This window comes from Nocardioides astragali, from assembly GCF_024436375.1.
Taxonomy (GTDB): domain Bacteria; phylum Actinomycetota; class Actinomycetes; order Propionibacteriales; family Nocardioidaceae; genus Nocardioides; species Nocardioides astragali.
Genome location: NZ_JAFMZM010000007.1, coordinates 258,195 through 276,808 on the forward strand (window position 1 = coordinate 258,195; position 18,614 = coordinate 276,808).

Below are 18,614 nucleotides of genomic sequence, written 5' to 3' on the forward strand. Positions count from 1 at the left end.
CGGCACGCTGCTGACATGCCACGGACCCCAGAAGGACGTACACCCCGCCACGGCCGCGAGAGCTTCTTCATCGAGGGGGAGGGCGTCGTCGCCGCTGACCCTGCAGACGTACCTCCCGTCACCGCCCGCGCCAACACCACGGCCGCCAGCGGTCCCGCACTGGCCGCCGCGCCGACGTTCCGCTTCTCCCGCCTGGGTCCGCCGGGCGTACGCCTGCCCGAGGCGACGCTGCGCAAGGTCGCGCTCGCGATGACCGGGGGGTCGGACGTGGACGGCACGATCCCGGCCGGCTCACCTACCTCGGCCAGTTCGTCGACCACGACCTGACGTTCGACGCCACCACAGTGGCCTTCGGCGACAACGTCTCGCCGGCCGCGCTGCTACAGGGGCGCTCGCCGACGCTGGACCTCGACAGCCTCTACGGCGCGGGACCGCTCGACCCAGTGTCGGCGGACTTCTACGAGGCCGACCGCACCCGCCTCAAGGTCGGGAGGACGACGCGCATCGGCGGCGACCAGGCCCGGGTGGGCTTCGACGTGCCGCGCGTCGGCACGGGGTCTGCGTCGGACGAGCGCCTGGCCGCCATCCCGGACCGCCGCAACGACGAGAACCTCGTGGTCGCCCAGACCCACGCGGCGATGATCCGTTTCCACAACCGGGTCGTGGCGGGACTCGGACCGGCCACCCCAACCGCCGACCGGTTCGAGAAGGCGCGGCGCAAGGTGGTGCTGCACTACCAGTGGATGCTGCGCACCGACTACCTGGCGCGGATCTGCGACGGCGACGTCGTCACCGACGTCTTCACCAACGGCCGCAAGGTCGTCGACCCCGGTGCCGACCCGCTGAGCATGCCGACGATGCCGGTGGAGTTCTCGGTCGCCGCGTTCCGGCTGGGTCACGCGATGATCCGGGAGGCCTACGACTGGAACGCCCGCTTCCCCGACGGCTCCGGGAGCCTCGACCTGCTGTTCTTCTTCTCCGGCACGAGCGGTGGCCTCGGGGGTGACCCGACGCTGCCGTCGAACTGGATCGCCGACTGGCGCCGCCTCTACCGCTTCGCCCAGGTCGGACGCGACGACCTCAAGCCGCCGGCGGGCGAGTTCAACCTGGCCCGCCGCATCGACACCCGGCTCGTCGACCCGCTCGCGGCGCTGCCCGCCGGGTCGTTCGGAGGTGCCGCCACCGAGGAGGGCACCATCCGCGCCAACCTGGCCTTCCGCAACCTGATGCGGGCCCGGATGCTGCGGCTCGCCAGCGGGCAGCAGATGGCGGCGCTCCTGCGTGCCGCCGGTGTGCCCGTGACCACCCTGACCAAGGCGCAGCTGCGCAACGGCGCCGGCGGTCGGGGCTCGGCCCAGCTCGACGGCCTCACCGACGCCCAGCGCGAGGCCTTCCTAGCGGACGCGCCCCTCTGGTTCTACGTCCTGCGCGAGGCAGAGCTCAACGACGGTCGACTGACCGGCGTGGGCGCCCGCCTGGTGGTGGAGACGTTCCACCGGGCGATGGAGGGCAGCAGCCACTCGATCGTCCGCAACCCCGGGTTCCGGCCGGACCTGGGCGAGAAGGACGGCCGGTTCCGGATGGCCGACCTGCTTCTCTTCGCGTTCGAGGGGAAGAAGGCGCTGCTCGCCCCGCTGGGCGACTGAGGGGTGATCGGGCGGAGATTGAGGGATTGACGGACCGCGTCTGCCGGGCGCACAATTCAACACATGATGAAAAACATCGTGGAGGTGCGCGACCTCGTCGTCGTACGCGGTGCGCGGGAGGTGCTGCCCGGCATCTCGCTCGGCGTGGCACCCGGTGTCACCGGGCTGCTGGGGCCGAGCGGGTGCGGCAAGACCACATTGATGCGCTGCCTCGTCGGCGCGCAGCAGGTGCGCTCGGGGACTGTCGAGGTGCTCGGTGAGCCCGCCGGAAGTGCCGCGCTGCGCACTCGGATCGGCTACGTCACCCAGTCCGCCAGCGTGTACGACGACCTGACCGTGGCGGAGAACCTCACCTTCTTCTCACGGGTGCTCGGCGTCGACCGGCGCTCGGTCGACGAAGCCATCAGCGTGGTCGGTCTGGCCGACCACCAGCGGCAGGTGGTCGGCAACCTCTCCGGCGGCCAGCGCAGCCGGGTCAGCCTGGCGGTCGCGCTGCTCGGCACCCCCGACCTGCTGGTGCTCGACGAGCCCACCGTCGGCCTCGACCCGGTCTTGCGGCGTGACCTGTGGGAGCTGTTCCACCGGCTCGCCGACCTCGGCGCCGCCGTGCTGGTCTCCAGCCACGTCATGGACGAGGCGGAGCGGTGTCACCGCCTGCTGCTGATGCGCGAGGGCCGGATCATCGCGGACGGGTCGCCCGACGAGATCCGCGAGCGCACCGGAGCCGCGGACATCGAGCAGGCGTTCCTCCGGCTCGTCGAGGGTCAGGAGGAAGTGGCATGAGCACCCCCATGAGCACCCGCATCACGTTCGCCGTCGCGGGCCGCGTGCTGACCCAGGTCCGTCGCGACCACCGCACGCTGGTGATGCTGCTCGTCGTCCCCTGCGTGCTGATCAGCCTGCTGTGGTGGATGTTCGAGGACCTGCCGGGCGACCTCTTCGACCGCTTCGGCCCGGGCCTGCTGGCGATGTTCCCCTTCATCGTCATGTTCCTGGTCACGAGCGTGACGACGTTGCGGGAGCGGTCGTCCGGCACGCTGGAGCGGCTGCTGACGATGCCGATGGGGAAGCTCGACTTCCTCCTCGGCTACGCCCTCGCCTTCGGCCTCCTCGCCGCGGTCCAGTCGGCGCTGGCCGTGGCGGTGAGCGTCGGGCTGCTCGGGCTGGACGTCAACGGCCCGGTCTGGCTGCTCGGGGTCGTCGCCGTCGTCGACGCCGTCCTGGGGACGGCGCTGGGGCTGCTGGTCAGCGCCTTCGCCACGACCGAGTTCCAGGCGGTCCAGTTCATGCCCGCCTTCGTGCTCCCGCAGATCCTGCTCTGCGGGCTCTTCGTGCCTCGCGAGGCGATGCCGGGCGTGCTCGAGCTGGTCAGCAACGTGCTGCCCCTGTCGTACGCCGTCGACGCGATGCAGGAGCTGGTGGGCGCGGCCGACGAGGGCGAGGTCTGGCGGGCTGTCGCGGTCGTGGCCTGCTTCGCCGCCGCCGCGCTCGTCATGGGCGCCGCGACGCTCAGGCGCCGGACGCCCTGACCCGGGTGAACAGCCAGGCGGCAAACGCGAAGAGGCCGGCGTACATCAGCGTCAGCATGACGACGTCGGCGACCGACGCCTTCACGTCGTCCGTGGCGACGAGGCCGACCGACCACAGCCCGGCCACGACCGTGCTGACGGCCGCAACGCCGAGCGCCATGGCCATGCCGCGGGGGCGGAACCCGGTGACCACGGCGACGACCAGCCCGGCCACCGGAGCGGCGAGGTAGACCGCGTCGCGATCGCCGTCACCGACGATGCCCAGGGCGCCGATGCCCAGCAGCAGGAAGGCGACCGCGGCGAGGGCGACGCCGAGGGCGAGGACGTACTGCGCGGTCGGCGTGGACGGGGTTCGGGTCATGCCGACGACGGTAGGTGCGAGCGCGTGGCGATGGGTGGAGGACCTGTGAAGGAACGGTAGAGGATCGGCGTAGCCTGTCGCCCATGTCGTTGCTCCGCCAGCCGATCCTGCTCCTCTCCCGCAGCCAGGGCGTCAAGAAGCTCGTGTCCACGATGCCCGTCTCCAGCGGCATCATCACCAGCTACGTCCCCGGTGAGGGCACGGCCGACGCCGTACGCGCCACCTCGACCCTGGTCGGGGACGGACTGCGGGTGACGCTGGACTACCTCGGCGAGGACACCACCGACGTCGCCCAGGCCGAGGCCACGGTCGCGGCCTACAAGGAGCTCCTGGCCGAGCTCTCCGCCCGCGGCCACGCGAGCCACGCCGAGGTGTCGGTCAAGCTCAGCGCGATCGGCCAGTCCCTCGGAGCCAACGGGCACAAGGTGGCGCTGGAGAACGCGCGTGACATCTGCCGGGCGGCCCGCAACGCCGGCACCACGGTGACCCTCGACATGGAGGACCACACCACCACCGACTCGACGCTCTCGATCCTGCGCGAGCTCCGCAAGGACTTCCCCGAGACCGGAGCCGTGCTGCAGGCGATGCTGCACCGCACCGAGGCCGACTGCCGCGCGCTGGCCTACGAGGGATCGCGGGTGCGGCTGTGCAAGGGCGCCTACATGGAGCCCGAGGATGTCGCCTTCCAGGACAAGCTCGAGATCGACAAGGCCTACGTCCGGTGCCTCAAGGTGCTGCTCGGCGGCCAGGGCTACCCGATGATCGCGACGCACGACCCGCGGATGATCCAGATCGCCTCCTCGCTCGCCAGCCGGTTCGGCCGGCGCCCGGGGACGTACGAGTTCCAGATGCTCTACGGCATCCGGCCCGAGGAGCAGAAGCGCCTGGCCGCGGCGGGGGAGACCATGCGCGTCTACATCCCCTACGGCACCGAGTGGTACGGCTACCTCATGCGGCGCCTGGCCGAGAAGCCCCAGAACCTCGCATTCTTCGCGCGCTCCCTCGTCTCCAAGAAGTAGGTTGCCACTATGAGCACAGCGATCATCGGCGCCGGCGTCATGGGCGAGACGCTTCTCTCCGGACTCGTCCGCGCCGGCCGCCGCGTCGACCAGCTGATGGTGGGCGAGAAGCGCGCGGAGCGAGCCCGCGAGCTCGAGGAGCGCTACGGCGTGGCCGTCGTCTCCAACCGCGAGGCGACCGCCAAGGCCGACACCGTGGCGCTCGTGGTCAAGCCGCAGGACATGGCCGACGTGCTCGACGAGATCGCTCCCGACCTGCGCGCCGGGCAGCTGCTGGTCTCCCTCGCCGCCGGCATCACCACCGCCTTCATCGAGTCCCGCGTGCCGGAGGGCGTCGCCGTCGTCCGCGTCATGCCCAACACCCCCGCGCTCGTCGACGAGGGCATGGCCGCGATCTCGCCCGGCTCCCACTGCGACGAGTCCCACCTCGCCGAGGCCGAGTCGCTGATGGCCTCCACCGGCAAGGTGATCCGCATCCCGGAGAAGCAGATGGACGCGGTCACCGCCATCTCCGGCTCCGGCCCGGCCTACATCTTCTTCGTCGTGGAGTCGATGATCGAGGCCGGTGTCCACCTCGGCCTGCCCCGGTCGACCGCCACGGAGCTGGTCGTGCAGACCCTGGTCGGCTCGGCCGCGATGCTGCGCGAGACCGGCACCCACCCCGTCGTGCTGCGCGAGCAGGTCACCTCGCCCGGCGGCACCACCGCCTCCGCGTTGCGCGAGCTCGAGATCCACAAGGTCCGGGCTGCCTTCCTGGCCGCGATGGAGGCCGCCCGCAACCGCTCCCGGGAGCTGGCCGAGGGATCCTGAGCCGACTGACGGGAAACCACCCACTGACGTTGGTGGCCACGCTTCGATGAGTATCCGGGCAGATGATGTATGCGCTGCTCCCACCGAGTCTTGAGCTCAGGGACGAGGTGCACTGTGACCGACATGGAACCCACCCGGGGTGGCGCCGATCTCCTGCGCCGACTCCGTCGGGGTCTCCGACGAACCGCCCGCGCGCTCGGCCTCACCTGGCAGCGTCGGCGCGACGACCCCGAGAACCATCAGACCTGGCACAAGGGGCGCTGGCATGTCAGTCTCAGCATCCGCCCCGTCGGGGCAAAGGGTCGCGAGTACGACACCGCGATCCCTCACGACCTCACCGAGGTATCGCTCCTCTACCGAGGATGAAGGGCAATAGGTCAGGCGCTACGGCCCGGGAACCCGAGAGTTGAGGGTCTCCATCCAGGCCTGCAGGGTGGGCAGGAGATCGTCTCCGAACGCCGTGTCCACGCCGAGGTAGCGCAGGCCGACCAGCACCACGGCGACGATGGCGAAGAGCATGCCCAACGGCACGAGCGCCTGGCCCGCCATGTCGGGACGGCTGGTGCGCGCCATGCCCACGACGCCGAACACCAGGCCGACAGCGCCGGTCGCCAACGACAGCCCGAGCATGACCGAGAACGGCGCGGCCGCGAGGGCGACGAGGCCCAGCACGAAGGCGATCTCAGCGGCCGCGGACGTGTGCACCGCCCGGTCCGGCGATGCCGCCAAGAGCCCTTGGAGCCCGCCCTCCTCGGGGGCGGCTCCGAACGTTGCCACACCCAAATTGTAGGTCGCCATCGGAAGCTGAACGTGGTCAAAGTGCGTGCACCCGGTCGGACCGGGCCCCGGGCGGGAGTAACGTCCGCCACATGGAGTGCGCCGGGCCCACCTCAGTCGTCTTCGACCCGACGCTCACGGAGTACAACTTCGGGCCCACCCACCCCATGTCCCCTGTGCGAGTCGACCTGACCATGCGACTGGCCGACGAGCTCGGCGTGCTGGAGGGCATCAAGCGCGTCGACGCGCCCTTCGCGACGCCGGAGCAGATCGCGACCGTCCACGACGTGGGGCTCATCGAGGCGGTGACCAAAGCAGGTACGACGCCGGGGTGGACCGACGAGTCCCGCGGTCTCGGCACCGACGACGACCCGGTCTTCGAGGACATGCACGTCGCCAGCGCCCATGTCGTCGGCGCCACGCTGGAGGCGGTCCGCCAGGTCTGGAGCGGCGAGTCGCTGCACTCGGTCAACATCGCCGGCGGTCTGCACCACGCCATGCCCGACCGGGCGAGCGGCTTCTGCATCTACAACGACGTCGCGGTCGGCATCACCCAGCTCCTGGCCGACGGCGCCGAGCGGGTGGCGTACGTCGACATCGACGTGCACCATGGCGACGGGGTCGAGAAGATCTTCTGGGACGACCCGCGGGTGCTCACGATCTCGCTGCACGAGACCGGGCAGATGCTGTTCCCGGGCACGGGCTTCGCGACCGACTCGGGCGGCGAGGGTGCCGAGGGCTCCGCGGTCAACGTGGCGCTCCCGCCCGGCACCGCGGATGCGGGATGGCTCCGCGCCTTCCACTCCGTCGTACCTCCGCTCCTGCGCGCGTTCCGGCCCGAGGTGCTCGTCACCCAGCACGGCTGCGACTCCCACATGAACGACCCGCTCGCCCACATGATGCTCAGCGTCGACGGGCAGCGGGCTGCCTATCTCGCGCTCCACGAGCTCGCCCACGAGGTCTCCGACGGCCGGTGGGTCGTCACGGGCGGAGGCGGCTACTCCATCGTCGACGTCGTGCCACGGGCCTGGGCCCACCTGCTCGCCATTGCCGGGGGCCGGCCGCTGGAGCCGACCCTGGCCACCCCGCCGGCCTGGCGTGCGTACGTCGAGGAGGTGCTGGGCGCCAGCCCGCCTCACCGGATGACCGACGGGCGCACGCCCGCCTACCGGGACTGGTCATCGGGCTACGACCCCGAGGCCTGGCTGGACCGGGCGATCCACGCCACTCGGATGGAGACCTTCCCTCTGCACGGCCTCGATCCGCTGCCATAGAGCGTCGGGCAGCCTGATTCACCGTTCGGAAGAGGTAAAGAATCAACCCGACACGCCGCGAGTCACACAAGTTTCTTTGGCGTTCCTCTTCCCCATGCGTCACGCGAGCCCTAATCTCAGTCGAAAGCGGCACGCCTGTGACGCCGGTGCGGAAACCGGCGCCGTCGCCGCGCAGAAGGATCGGTGCACATCATGGCTGAGAACACCCCTGGAGACATGTCCGAGGCACAGTTCCTGACCATCGCCGAGGTCGCCGCCAAGATGCGCGTCTCGAAGATGACCGTCTACCGGCTCGTGCACGGCGGCGAGCTGCCGGCCGTCCGCGTCGGCCGCTCCTTCCGGGTCACCGAGGACGACGTCAACGAATACCTGCGCAAGAGCTTCTACAACGCAGGCTGACGTCCCCGGATCCACGGACCTGACGCGATTCCGCACTGCCCGCACCTGCCAAGTAGGGTGGGCGCGTCCGGCCGACAGGTGTCGGCCGTAGGGAAAGGTCTGATCCACGTGGGTTCTGTCATCAAGAAGCGGCGCAAGCGCATGGCCAAGAAGAAGCACCGCAAGCTCCTCAAGAAGACGCGCGTCCAGCGACGCAAGCTCGGCAAGTAACACCCTCGACCATGGGACGGGTCGTGCTGGTCACCGGGATCTCCCGGGACATCGGGCGACGATTCGCGCGCGCCGCGGCCGGCGACCCGTCCATCGAGCGAGTCATCGGGGTGGATGTCGTCCCCCCGCGGGGCGACATCGGGGACGTCTCCTTCGTCCGCGCTGACATCCGCAACCCCGTGATAGCCAAGGTCCTCGCCAAGGAGGACGTCGACACCGTCGTCCACATGAGCGTGATCGCCACACCCGGCTCGGCCGGCGGTCGCGGGACGATGAAGGAGCTCAACGTCATCGGCTCGATGCAGCTGCTCGCTGCATGCCAGAAGTCGACGACGGTCGATCGCCTGGTCGTGAAGTCGACCACCACGGTCTACGGCTCGAGCCCGCGCGACCCCGCGATGTTCACCGAGGACATGGGGCCCAAACGCCTGCCCTCCTCGGGCTACGCCAAGGACGTCTACGAGATCGAGGGCTACGTACGCGGCTTCGCCCGCCGCCGGCCCGACGTCGACGTCACGATGATCCGGGCCGCCAACGTCATCGGCCCCCACGTCTCCAGCCCGTTGACCAACTACTTCCGGCTCCCCGTCGTCCCGCGCGTGCTGGGCTTCGACCCGCGGCTGCAGTTCCTCCACGAGGACGACCTGCTGCGCGTCCTGCGCCACGCGGCGGTCACCGGCATCCCGGGCACCTTCAACGTGGCGGGCGACGGGCTGTTGACGCTGAGCCAGGCCGTACGCCGACTCGGCAAGCCGTCCATCGCGATGCCGCGCTTCGCGGTCGGCCGCCTCGGCGCGACGATGCGCCAGGCTCGCCTGTCGGACTTCTCGCCGGAGCAGCTGGGGTTCCTCACCTACGGTCGAGGTGTGGACACCACCCGGATGCGCACCCAGCTCGGCTTCGAGCCCGCCTACTCCACGGCCGAGGCCTTCGCCGACTTCTGCCGCGAGATGACGTCCGCGCCCCTGGAAGGAGTCGGCCGTGCCTGAGGAGGCTCGCGGGGAAGCGGTGGTCATCCCGATCGGGACCGGTGGCCGCCCCGGCCGAGGCACCGGCAAGGCGCGCCCCTCGTCCGCAGCGCGCAACCTCGCTCCCGCCGCCCAGAAGCCGGCAGCGAAGAAGCCCCCAGCCAAGAAGCCGGCGGCACGGCGCCCGACCGGCGGTGGCCCAGCAACCGAACCGCGGGCCGAGAAGGTTGCTGACGCACCGCCCCCCAGGGTCGGCGCCTCGGGCGGTGGCCCAGCAACCGAATCGGGGGCCGAGAAGGTTGCTCACGCACCGCCCATGGGAGGCATCCCTGTCAGCGACTGGCTGGCCGCCGCCCAGGGCGCAGCGGCGGAGGTCTTCGGTGACGACTGGGAGCGCCGGCTCGCCGAGCTCATGGCGTTCATGCGCCGGCGGCTCGAGGGCGACTACGAGGTCGACGACTACGGCTTCGACCGCGAGCTGACCGAGCGGTTCTTCATGGCCGCCCTGCGCCCCGTGGCCGAGAAGTGGTTCCGCCTCGAGGTGCGCGGCCTGGAGAACATCCCCGCCGAGGGCGGCGCCCTCGTCGTCTCCAACCACTCCGGCACGGTGCCGCTCGACGGCCTGATGACGATGCTGGCCGTGCACGACCACGCCCACCGCTTCCTGCGCCCGCTCGGCGCGGACCTGGTCTTCAAGATGCCGGTGGTCAGCTCACTGGCCCGCAAGAGCGGAGCCACACTCGCGTGCACCGAGGACGCGGAGCGGATGCTGTCGGGCGGCGAGCTGGTCGGAGTCTGGCCCGAGGGCTTCAAGGGGATCGGCAAGCCGTTCAGCGAGCGCTACAAGCTCCAGCGCTTCGGTCGTGGTGGCTTCGTGTCCGCCGCGCTGCGCACGGGCGTACCCATCATCCCGCTCTCCGTGGTCGGCGCCGAGGAGATCTACCCCCTCGTCGGCAACGTCCCGTCCCTGGCACGGCTGCTGGGCGTTCCCTACATCCCGATCACGCCGTTCTTCCCGTGGCTGGGCCCGCTCGGCATGGTGCCGCTGCCCTCGAAGTGGATCCTCGAGTTCGGCGAGCCGATCCGCACCGACGCCTACGACGCCAGCGAGGCCGAGGACCCGATGTTGGTCTTCAACGTCACCGACCAGGTGCGCGAGACCATCCAGCACACGCTGTTCGACCTGCTGCGCGAGCGCGACGGCGTCTTCAGCTAGGTCTTCAGCCAGGCATCGGGCGACGTGCCCGCGCCAACGCCTAGGGCAGCAGGTCGCCGGTCGCCTGGTCGAGCGTGTCGCCGCTGAGCCCCTCGAGCGTGCCCGTGACCTCGTCGATGAGGCCGCCGGTGGCGTCGTCGACGCTGGTCGTCAGGCCGCCGACCGCACCACCAGTGACGCCCTGGAGCTCGTTGGCCAGGTCGGTGGTCGTGTCGGTGACGTCGTCGGTGATGTCGGTGACGTCGCCCGGGCGCGTGGGCTCCGGCTTGGTCGGGTCAGGGACGGTGACCTCGGGCGTCACCGACGGGCTGGGCGTGCTGGGTGACGGTGTCGGCATCGACGAAGGGGGCTGGAGCACCTCGGGGACGGTGATCCCGGTGAGGTCCTGGCCCGAGACTGGCGCTGCCTCCAGGGTCTGCTCGTCGCTGTCCAGTCCGGTGAGCAGGTCGGTCGGCGCGCTGGTCAGCAGGAAGTCCGGCGTCGTGGTGATCCCGCCGCCGCACGCCGGGCAGGCGGTGCTGATCTCCATGTCGAGGTCGGTGAGGGTCCGGCCGGCGGCAAGCAGCTCGTCGCGGGCGTCGCTCGGGAGCTGGTGCTCGAGAGCGGCGAGGCGGTCCATGCTGTCGGCGGTGAACTCGCGGGCGCGCTGGACGTCCTGCTCGTCGCCGCCGCGGTCGTAGGCGGTCAGCAGGTCGTGCACGCCCTCGCTGGACTGCTCCGTGAAGGCGTCGAGGGTGTCGGGGACGAGCTCGTCGGTGCCGCCGCTGCCGGACGCCAGATCCTCGAGCTCGGTGAGGCGGGTCTCGGCGTGGGCCAGGAGCGTGCGGCCGCGGGCGGCGTCGTCGCCGGCGAAGCGGACCTCGGCAGCCTCGATCCCGCGCTTGACGCCGTAGAGCGACTCGCCAGGCAGGGCCGTCTGGGCCGCCACCGCCATCGTGGCGGCCGCGCCGACCAGGGCGGCACCACCGAGCAGCGCGCCGACGCGACGCTCGCGAGTGCGAGAGGTGGCCGGCATCGCCAGTCGGGGCGGGGTGGAGGGCTGACGGAGGAGCACGGTGTCGGCCTCGACCATCAGGCGCTCGCGGAGCGAGCTCACGAACTCCGGGCGCGGCGCGACCTCGGGCATCGCCCTCAGGTCGCCCACGACGTCCAGCAGGGCAGCGAAGCGCGCCGCATCCCGCTCGGAGAGCGGGGCGTCGGGGCGCCGGGAGAGGAGTGCCTCGAACTCGTCGGCACGGCGTCGTGCCGAGAAGGCGGGTGTCATCGCGCTCGTCCTGTCCTGCTTCTGGTGGGTGCTCCCACACAGACGAACGAGCGGCAGGAGCCCCGAGTTACGGGTGGAGTCATGACTCTCTCAACCCCTCCGGCAGCAGCTTGGCCAGGTTGCGTACGCCGCGCAGCTGGAGCTGCTTGACGGCGCCGTCCGAGCGACTGAGCGCCAGCGCCGTCTCCGCGATCGACAGGCCCTGCAGGAAGCGCATGATGAGGCACTCGCGCTGCTCGGTCGGCAGCTCGCTGAGCGCCTTGAGCAGCACCTCGTTGGTGAGCCCCGCGATCACCGCGTCCTCGGGCCCCTCGGTGGTGTCGTCGTGCGGCGCCATGTCCTCGGTGGTCATCTCGAGGCGCGTCCGGCCCGACTTGAAGTGATCGGTCGTGAGGTTGCGCGCGATGGTCATCAGCCAGGCGCCGAAGTCCTTGCCCTGCCACCTGAAGTTGTTCATGCTCCGCAGCGCGCGGAAGAAGGTCTCGGACGTGAGGTCCTCGGCCAGCGCCTGGGAGCGGGTGCGGTAGTAGAGGAAGCGGTAGACCGAGGCCTGGTAGTGGTCGTAGAGGAGGCCGAAGGCGTCCTTGTCACCGGAGCGGGCCAGCTCCACCAGGGCGATCAGCCGCTCGCGCTCGGACTCGTCGACCTCGGAGGAGGTGGCGCGGTCCTCGTCGCCGATCGGGCTGGAGCCGAAGGGGCCGGACGGGACCGAGGGCCCGGAGTCCGAGGAGACCGACGCGGAGCCCGGCGCTGCGGCCTCGGCCAGCAGCACCTGGGGCGAGAGAGCAGCCCACACCGCGCGCCGGAGCGCGTCGAGTCCCTCCTCGAAGGCATGCTCGAGGCCCTGTGGTGATGACCGCATGCGGATTCCCTCCCGGTCGCAGCCCCACCACGATAGGTGGCAGCGGCGCTCCTGTGAACCCGTCGGTAACTATCAGTTACGTTTCAGGATGCGCGGTCGCGACCGCGCACGCTGACGCCGGCGGCGACGGCTCCCGACACGGCACCGGCGACGGCCGCAGCCACCAGGCCGGCGCGGGCCGCCTTGCGACCGGTGCGGTAGTCGCGGATCCGCCAGCCGTTGGCCCTGGCGTGGGCCCGCAGCCGGGCGTCGGGGTTGATCGCGCACGGGTCGCCGACCAGCGAGAGCATCGGCAGGTCGTTGCTGGAGTCGGAGTAGGCCGAGCAGCGGGCGAGGTCGAGCCCCTCGCGCGCGGCCAGGGCCTTGATCGCCTCGGCCTTGGCCTGGCCGTGCAGGAGGTCGCCGACCAGCCGCCCGGTGTAGACGCCGTCCACGTGCTCGGCGACCGTGCCCATCGCGCCGGTCAGTCCGAGCCTGCGGGCGATGATGCTGGCGATCTCGATCGGGGCCGCGGTGACGAGCCAGACCCGCTGGCCCTCGTCGAGGTGGAGCTGGGCCAGGGCCCGGGTGCCGGGCCAGATGCGGTGGGCCATGCCTTCGTCGAAGATCACCTCACCGAGCTCCTCGAGCTCGGTGGTGGTGTGCCCGGCGATGAAGGACAGCGCCGAGTTGCGCGCCTCGGCCACGTGCTCGGGGTCCTCGACGCCGACGAAGCGGAAGTAGGCCTGCTTCCACGCGGCTGCGGCGATCTCCCGTGTGGTGAAGAACTTGCGCCGGTGGAGGCCCCGGGCGAAGTGGAAGATGCTGGCGCCCTGCATCACGGTGTTGTCGACGTCGAAGAACGCCGCGGCGGTCAGGTCGCTGGGCGTGGTGAGCGCGCTCTCGACCTCCGCTGCCGCCGCGGCGGCCTCCCCGGCGAGCGCCGAGCGCAGCTGCAGGTTGAGCGGACGGGAACGCTCGGAAGGGGGCACCCGAGCAGCGTAGCTGTGGAAGGATCGAGGCATGCCGCGCAACGACATCTCCGCCCTGGTGGCCGAGGCGGCGGCAGATGTGCCCGACCGGCAGGCCCTGGTCGAGAGCGGCGGTCGCACGCTCACCTGGTCCCGGTTGGAGGACGAGGTCGCCCGGTTCGCCACCGGCCTCGGCGCCCACGGCATCCGCGCCGGCCAGCGGGTGATGATCGTGGTGAGCAACCGGATCGAGTTCGTGACGGCCTACCTCGGCGTCCTCCGCGCCCAGGTCGTGGCGGTCCCGGTGAACCCGCGCTCGGCCCCCGGCGAGATCGCCCGGATGATCGCCGACTCCGGCACACGGCTCGTCGTGGTCGACGAGACCGCGCTCGACGTCGTACGCACGGCGCTGGTCGAGCTCGCCGACATGGGAGGCGTCGCCGCACCGACCGTGGTCGTGACCGGTGCCGAGCCCGGGGACGGCGAGGTCGCCTTCGCCGACCTGCGCGCGGACGTCGTACGACCCGTGCCCCCGCTCCCGGACCCCGAGAAGCTGGCGGCCCTGCTCTACACCAGCGGCACCTCCGGTCGACCTCGAGCCGCGATGCTCAGCCACCGCGCCCTGCTCGCGAACATCGAGCAGGTCGCGGCCGTCGAGCCGCCGATGATGCACGGCGACGACGTGGTGCTCGGTGTCCTCCCGCTCTTCCACGTCTACGGCCTCAACGCTGTCCTCGGCGGGGTCCTGCGCCACCGCGCCCGGCTTCTGCTGGTCGAGCAGTTCGAGCCGCAGGCGGTGCTGGACCTGATCGACGACGAGGCGTGCAGCGTCGTTCCGATCGCTCCGCCCGTGTTCGCCCACTGGCTCCCCGACGAGCACCTCAAGGAGCGCCTGGGCCCGGTGCGGCTGGTGCTGTCCGGCTCTGCCCCGCTCGAGCAGCAGGTCGTCGAGGAGTTCATGGGGATCACCGGCATCCCGGTGCACCAGGGCTACGGCCTGACCGAGGCCTCGCCGGTCGTGACCAGCACCCTGTGCAGCCAGCAGAACCAGCCCGGCTCGGTGGGTGCCGCACTGCCCGGCATCGAGCTCCGACTGGTCGACGAGACCCACCACGTCGTCGAGGGCGAGGACCCCGGTGAGATCCAGGTCCGTGGCGACAACCTCTTCAGCGGCTACTGGCCCGACTCGTCCGACGGACCCGACGCCCAGGGCTGGTTCGGCACGGGCGACGTCGGCTTCCTCGACGCCACCGGTGACCTGTTCCTGGTCGACCGGGTGAAGGAGCTGGTCATCGTCAGCGGCTTCAACGTCTACCCGACCGAGGTGGAGGACGTGCTCCGCGAGGTCGACGGGGTCACCGACGCCGCGGTCATCGGCGCTCCCGACGAGGAGACCGGCGAGACCGTGGTCGCCTACGTCGTCGCGGACGGCGACCCCTCGGCTGTCGAGTCGGCCGTCAGGGCCCACGCCGACCAGCGGCTCGCCCGCTTCAAGCAACCCACCCGCGTCGAGGTCGTCGATGCCCTGCCGCTCACGGTCACCGGCAAGGTCCAGAAGGGCCGCCTGCGCGGGATCGAGCGACGGCGGATCGACGGACTGCTCGGATGATCACCCCACGACGTTCTTCTCCTCCGCTTCGCTCCCCCGAACAACGCCGCGGGGACCCCGGATGAACACCCCAGTCGATCCCCGGGTCACGCTCTACTCACGACCGGGCTGCCACCTCTGCGACGCCGCGCGGGAGGTCGTCGCGCGGGTGTGCGAGGACCTGGGGGAGTCGTGGGTCGAGATCGACATCGACTCCGACGGTGACCTCGCCGACCGCTTCGGCGAGGAGATCCCGGTGACGTACGTCGACGGGGCGCAGCACGACTTCTGGCGCGTCGACGAGACCCGGCTGCGCGCCGCCCTCACGTCGCCACCCCGCCGGCGGGAGAGCGAGTGACGCGAGAGGACCGGGCGCTCTCGTTCGGCACGATGGCCGAGGAGTACGACCGGTGGCGTCCGAGCTACCCGGCAGCGGCCGTCGACTGGCTCGCGCCCGCAGCTCCCGCAACGGTGGCGGAGGTCGGTGCGGGGACCGGACGCCTGACGTCTCTGCTGCTGTCGCGCGGGATCAGCGTCGAGGCAGTGGAGCCCGACCCGCGAATGCGTGCTGTCCTCGCTCGGAACAACCCTGCGGCCCGATGCCACGCGGGCCGCTCGACGGCACTCCCGTTGCCGGATGCATCCGTGGATGCGGTCCTCGTCGCCGACGCGTGGCACTGGTTCGATCCCGAGGCGACCATGCAGGAGGTGCGACGTGTCCTCAGGCCCGGCGGTTGGCTGGGGCTGGTGTGGAACGTCGTCGCGGAGCCGGTGGAACCATGGGAGCTCGCTCTCGCCGGCGCGCCGGACATGTACGACCGCGGCACCAAGGGTGGGCCGGACGGCGTGACGCAACGGCTCCCGCTCGCTGCCGCGGAGGAGCTCGAGTTCGCGCAGTTCGACTGGGTCTGGGAGCTGACCCCTGCTCACCGCGCCGCGAACCTGGCCACGACATCCATGGCGATCGCGATGACTCCTGCCGAGCGCGACGAGTGGCTCGAGTCGGCCCGGGCTGAGCTCCAAGAAGTCTGCGACGCAGCCGGACGGCTTGCGATGCCGGTCCGGCACCGGGCGAGTTGTACGCGGTGGACGCCGGCGCCGCTGGACTGAGCGGCGGGCTATTTCCTCACGTGCAGGGCGTCCTACGTGAGCTCAGACACCGGTTGTCGCTTCCCTTCTCGTCGCTGTGCGAGGAAGACGTGCTCCTTGCCGGGGCGGTCGGGTGCGTCACGGACATCGATCACGTCGAATTCGCGGCCATCCAGGGAACGCTCGATCTCGTGGCGATCACGGAACCGAAGGGTCGAGGTGGACCAGAGGACCTCGTCGTCGATCGTGGTGGACCCGCGGAAGGTGACAAGTGGCAGCGAGACGTCGGTGACGCTGCGCGTGACGACGGCGATACGACCGTCGGGTAGGGCGACTCGTGTGGGTGGAATGTTCCAGTTCAACCAGTCGCGTACCTCGGGTCTCCGGGTCTCGAACACGAACCAGCCTTGCGGTCGGAGCGCGGTGTGAATGGCGTCCGTGGCCGCGCACCAGTCGTCGTCGGAGAGGAACACCTGCGCGACGTTGCCCGTCATCACGGCGAGGTCGGCCGGGGGGCGGACCTCGCCCGCGGCGGGGGCGTCGCCATGGATCCATGTGACGAGGTCAGCGCCCGGCTTGGCTCGGGCGACGTCGAGCGACGCAGCCGCTGGATCCACGCCGATCACGGAGAGCCCTTCTCCGGCCAGGCGAACCGCCAGAGTGCCGGTGCCGCATCCGACATCGATGACACGTCGAGCGCCGAGCTCCGCGACGATCGCTGCATACGCGTCCAGGTCGGAGCGGTCGTCGTCGAAGACGTCGTAGAGGGCAGCCTGGCGTGGATCCGCGAAGATGGCATCGGGTTCTCGCATCGACTCGAACCTACGTTCAGCAGCCCACTGGGCGCACCGCGATGACGAGTGTCTTCGGTCGGGCGAGGGTGCACGCCGAACGCGCGGGCGAAGGCATGCCGGTGACCCCGCCATCCGCAGTGGCGGGGTGTGGGGCGGGGTCATGGTCGTCGTGGTCGCGGGATGCCCGGCGGATCGAGGGCGGTGGTGCCGGAAGGGTCGCGGCGGCAGCGGTGTCCGTGGGGGCTGGTCCACTCGAACTCACCTGGCCCGATGACGTCGTAGTGCCAGGCGGTGTGGGTCTTGAGGCGGTGGTGGAACCGGCAGAGCGCGGCGAGGTTGGGCGTCACGGTAGGGCCGGGTTGTGGTCGGCCTTCGGCCTCGGCGTCGTGGTCGTACTCGATGACATGGTCCGCGTCGCAGCGTCTGGACGGCCGGCTGCACCAGGGAAAGACACAAGTCCGGTCGCGGAGAAGGACCTGCTCGCGGATCCGGTCGGGGATCTCGTAGCCGGGCGCTTCGAGGTGAGCGTTGAGGTCGATGACGGGCTTGACGGTCACCTTCGTCCGGGACTCGCCGCACCAGGCCCGGACCTGCTCGAGCAGCAGGAGACGTTGGCCTTCCTCGAGCCGCCCGGTCGGCCCGAAGACGGTGCTCAGCCCATCAAGTGAAGCGTCGAAGTGGGCGTGCAGCACGACCTCGCGCGCCGGGGGCAGATCATCGCCGTCACGAGGACCGGCCCCGCCCTGACGGTGGAGGTCGAGCGCGGTCTGCGTGCGTGCGAGGTCACCGAGGGCGGCAGCCCTTCGGGCGTCGAGGGACTCGGTGGAGCCGAGGGCTTTGCGCAGCTCGGCGCCGTGGGTCAGGACGCGGTCGACGTCGAGGGCGTCGGCGATGTCGAGGTCGGCTTCGAGGTGCATGGTGCCGGCGTAGTGGACGTCCTGGTCGTGGAGGGTGGCGTGGCGGGGGTCCACGGACAGGTGGCCGTCCTCGGGATCCGCCGCCGGATCCGCCGCGGCGAGCTCGAAACGCTTGATGGTCTCGGCGACCAGCCGGTCCAGCTGCGCGGGGCCGACACGTCCGGCGACGGCGGCGACCTGGGCGTCGACCCATCCGGCCGCCTCGGGAGTCAGCGACGGGGTGGCGTGGATGGTGGCTTCGGCCACCATCCGGGCCCGCCACGGTGCGACCCCACCCGACTGGACCTGCGTCCACAGTCGAGGGAGCCGGTGCCGCAGCTCCAGGGCGTGCCCGATCAGCCGTTTCGCCGACACGATGGAGATGCCCAGGACGGTGCCGAGCTCGGCGACGCAGAACTCCGCCACCGTGGGGCAGCCCTCCCCGGCGATGGGTTCCTCGACCTCGAGCCCCATCCCGCGGCCGCTGGTGAAGGTCGCGGCGTGGTGGATCGACTCGGGCGGGTGGAGGTCGGCCCATCGGGCGGCGAGGTCGAGCAGGTCGGCAGCCGCGCGGTCCTCGGCGGCCTTGCGATCGCGGGCGAGGGCGAGCAGACCCGAGGCGGTGAGGTCGTCGTCGACCTCGGTCCCGGGCCCCGCCAGCGTCTCGATCATGTGTTCGATTCTACGGAAGGCCACCGACACTCGGTGCGTCTGAGAGTCCAGAGAACGTCAAGATCGCGGCGTCCGCGGACGCGGTTTCGAGGCTCGCCCCGTTCCCACCTCACTTACCGATGGTGGGCGTGGTGAGGAGACTGGCGGCACTGCTGAGACCCCGCTGTCCACCCCCGCGTCGGGTGGGTCTTCTCACATGTGCTAGCCCGCACTGCTCTCGTTTTGTTCTCCCGTTCACAAACTCCTACAGTGACGGGGTCCACGCGAGGTTCGCGGGGACTGGAAAAGAG

General features: G+C 70.8%; 21 protein-coding genes. 14 read left to right on the top strand and 7 right to left on the bottom strand.

Going from position 1 to position 18,614, the window contains the following annotated elements; all coding sequences use genetic code 11:
* The first annotated feature begins 15 nt into the window (after positions 1–15).
* The 4 genes from J3P44_RS23045 to J3P44_RS23060 all read left to right on the top strand — a co-directional run bounded on the left by J3P44_RS23045 (position 16) and on the right by J3P44_RS23060 (position 3,175).
* Positions 16–327 (top strand): hypothetical protein, encoded by a 312-nt coding sequence (locus tag J3P44_RS23045; protein ID WP_255892849.1) that lies wholly within the window; start codon positions 16–18, stop codon positions 325–327.
* Positions 328–344: 17 nt separating this feature from the next.
* A complete protein-coding gene (locus J3P44_RS23050) occupies positions 345–1,646 on the top strand; it encodes a peroxidase family protein (RefSeq protein ID WP_255892850.1) in 1,302 nt (433 codons plus the stop codon).
* Positions 1,647–1,709: 63 nt separating this feature from the next.
* Positions 1,710–2,429, top strand: a complete 720-nt coding sequence (locus J3P44_RS23055) for an ABC transporter ATP-binding protein (protein WP_255892851.1) — start codon at positions 1,710–1,712, stop codon at positions 2,427–2,429.
* Entirely contained in the window at positions 2,426–3,175 is a 750-nt protein-coding gene (locus J3P44_RS23060) for an ABC transporter permease (RefSeq protein WP_255892852.1), read from the top strand. The genes J3P44_RS23055 and J3P44_RS23060 overlap by 4 nt, the downstream gene beginning before the upstream one ends.
* On the opposite strand, the gene J3P44_RS23065 is transcribed toward J3P44_RS23060, so the two are convergent.
* Positions 3,156–3,536 (bottom strand): hypothetical protein, encoded by a 381-nt coding sequence (locus J3P44_RS23065; RefSeq protein WP_255892853.1) that lies wholly within the window; start codon positions 3,534–3,536, stop codon positions 3,156–3,158. The two genes, J3P44_RS23060 and J3P44_RS23065, sit on opposite strands and share 20 nt — an antisense overlap.
* An 83-nt stretch (positions 3,537–3,619) precedes the next feature.
* Between J3P44_RS23065 and J3P44_RS23070 the strand changes: the two genes are divergently transcribed.
* Both J3P44_RS23070 and proC read left to right on the top strand, forming a co-directional pair.
* Complete coding sequence (locus J3P44_RS23070; protein ID WP_255892854.1) at positions 3,620–4,555, top strand: proline dehydrogenase family protein; 936 nt, start codon at positions 3,620–3,622, stop codon at positions 4,553–4,555.
* 9 nt (positions 4,556–4,564) lie between these two features.
* Positions 4,565–5,365: a pyrroline-5-carboxylate reductase gene (gene proC / locus J3P44_RS23075; protein WP_255892855.1), complete on the top strand. Its 801-nt coding sequence runs from the start codon at positions 4,565–4,567 to the stop codon at positions 5,363–5,365.
* A 384-nt stretch (positions 5,366–5,749) separates the two neighbouring features.
* On the opposite strand, the gene J3P44_RS23080 is transcribed toward proC, so the two are convergent.
* Complete coding sequence (locus tag J3P44_RS23080; RefSeq protein ID WP_255892856.1) at positions 5,750–6,142, bottom strand: hypothetical protein; 393 nt, start codon at positions 6,140–6,142, stop codon at positions 5,750–5,752.
* A 92-nt stretch (positions 6,143–6,234) separates the two neighbouring features.
* Between J3P44_RS23080 and J3P44_RS23085 the strand changes: the two genes are divergently transcribed.
* The 5 genes from J3P44_RS23085 to J3P44_RS23105 all read left to right on the top strand — a co-directional run bounded on the left by J3P44_RS23085 (position 6,235) and on the right by J3P44_RS23105 (position 10,209).
* The gene (locus tag J3P44_RS23085; protein ID WP_255892857.1) at positions 6,235–7,416 is read left to right on the top strand and encodes an acetoin utilization protein AcuC; all 1,182 of its coding nucleotides are present in this window, start codon (positions 6,235–6,237) and stop codon (positions 7,414–7,416) included.
* Between the two features lie 192 nt (positions 7,417–7,608).
* Positions 7,609–7,815, top strand: a complete 207-nt coding sequence (locus J3P44_RS23090; protein WP_129454864.1) for a helix-turn-helix domain-containing protein — start codon at positions 7,609–7,611, stop codon at positions 7,813–7,815.
* Between the two features lie 108 nt (positions 7,816–7,923).
* Entirely contained in the window at positions 7,924–8,025 is a 102-nt protein-coding gene (locus J3P44_RS23095) for a 30S ribosomal protein bS22 (RefSeq protein ID WP_008356322.1), read from the top strand.
* Between the two features lie 11 nt (positions 8,026–8,036).
* Positions 8,037–9,014 carry an NAD-dependent epimerase/dehydratase family protein gene (locus J3P44_RS23100; protein ID WP_255892858.1) on the top strand — a complete coding sequence of 326 codons (978 nt, stop codon included), beginning with the start codon at positions 8,037–8,039 and terminating at the stop codon, positions 9,012–9,014.
* On the top strand, positions 9,007–10,209 hold the full coding sequence (locus J3P44_RS23105) for a lysophospholipid acyltransferase family protein (protein WP_255892859.1): 1,203 nt from the start codon (positions 9,007–9,009) through the stop codon (positions 10,207–10,209). The genes J3P44_RS23100 and J3P44_RS23105 overlap by 8 nt, the downstream gene beginning before the upstream one ends.
* Before the next feature lie 40 nt (positions 10,210–10,249).
* On the opposite strand, the gene J3P44_RS23110 is transcribed toward J3P44_RS23105, so the two are convergent.
* The 3 genes from J3P44_RS23110 to J3P44_RS23120 all read right to left on the bottom strand — a co-directional run bounded on the left by J3P44_RS23110 (position 10,250) and on the right by J3P44_RS23120 (position 13,306).
* Positions 10,250–11,473 (bottom strand): DUF5667 domain-containing protein, encoded by a 1,224-nt coding sequence (locus tag J3P44_RS23110; protein WP_255892860.1) that lies wholly within the window; start codon positions 11,471–11,473, stop codon positions 10,250–10,252.
* Between the two features lie 79 nt (positions 11,474–11,552).
* A complete protein-coding gene (locus tag J3P44_RS23115) occupies positions 11,553–12,335 on the bottom strand; it encodes a sigma-70 family RNA polymerase sigma factor (protein ID WP_255892861.1) in 783 nt (260 codons plus the stop codon).
* A gap of 83 nt (positions 12,336–12,418) precedes the next feature.
* Complete coding sequence (locus J3P44_RS23120) at positions 12,419–13,306, bottom strand: HAD family hydrolase (RefSeq protein ID WP_255892862.1); 888 nt, start codon at positions 13,304–13,306, stop codon at positions 12,419–12,421.
* A 31-nt stretch (positions 13,307–13,337) separates the two neighbouring features.
* On the opposite strand from J3P44_RS23120, the gene J3P44_RS23125 reads away from it, so the two are divergent.
* From J3P44_RS23125 to J3P44_RS23135, 3 genes are all read left to right on the top strand, one after another.
* Complete coding sequence (locus J3P44_RS23125; protein ID WP_255892863.1) at positions 13,338–14,894, top strand: class I adenylate-forming enzyme family protein; 1,557 nt, start codon at positions 13,338–13,340, stop codon at positions 14,892–14,894.
* Between the two features lie 61 nt (positions 14,895–14,955).
* Positions 14,956–15,231, top strand: a complete 276-nt coding sequence (locus tag J3P44_RS23130; protein WP_255892864.1) for a glutaredoxin family protein — start codon at positions 14,956–14,958, stop codon at positions 15,229–15,231.
* Positions 15,228–15,983 (top strand): class I SAM-dependent methyltransferase, encoded by a 756-nt coding sequence (locus J3P44_RS23135; protein ID WP_255892865.1) that lies wholly within the window; start codon positions 15,228–15,230, stop codon positions 15,981–15,983. Before J3P44_RS23130 ends, J3P44_RS23135 begins: the two co-directional genes overlap by 4 nt.
* Before the next feature lie 32 nt (positions 15,984–16,015).
* On the opposite strand, the gene J3P44_RS23140 is transcribed toward J3P44_RS23135, so the two are convergent.
* Together J3P44_RS23140 and J3P44_RS23145 are read right to left on the bottom strand one after the other, a co-directional pair.
* On the bottom strand, positions 16,016–16,774 hold the full coding sequence (locus J3P44_RS23140) for a class I SAM-dependent DNA methyltransferase (RefSeq protein WP_255892866.1): 759 nt from the start codon (positions 16,772–16,774) through the stop codon (positions 16,016–16,018).
* A gap of 140 nt (positions 16,775–16,914) precedes the next feature.
* Positions 16,915–18,324 carry an HNH endonuclease signature motif containing protein gene (locus J3P44_RS23145; protein WP_255892867.1) on the bottom strand — a complete coding sequence of 470 codons (1,410 nt, stop codon included), beginning with the start codon at positions 18,322–18,324 and terminating at the stop codon, positions 16,915–16,917.
* Positions 18,325–18,614 lie beyond the last annotated feature (290 nt).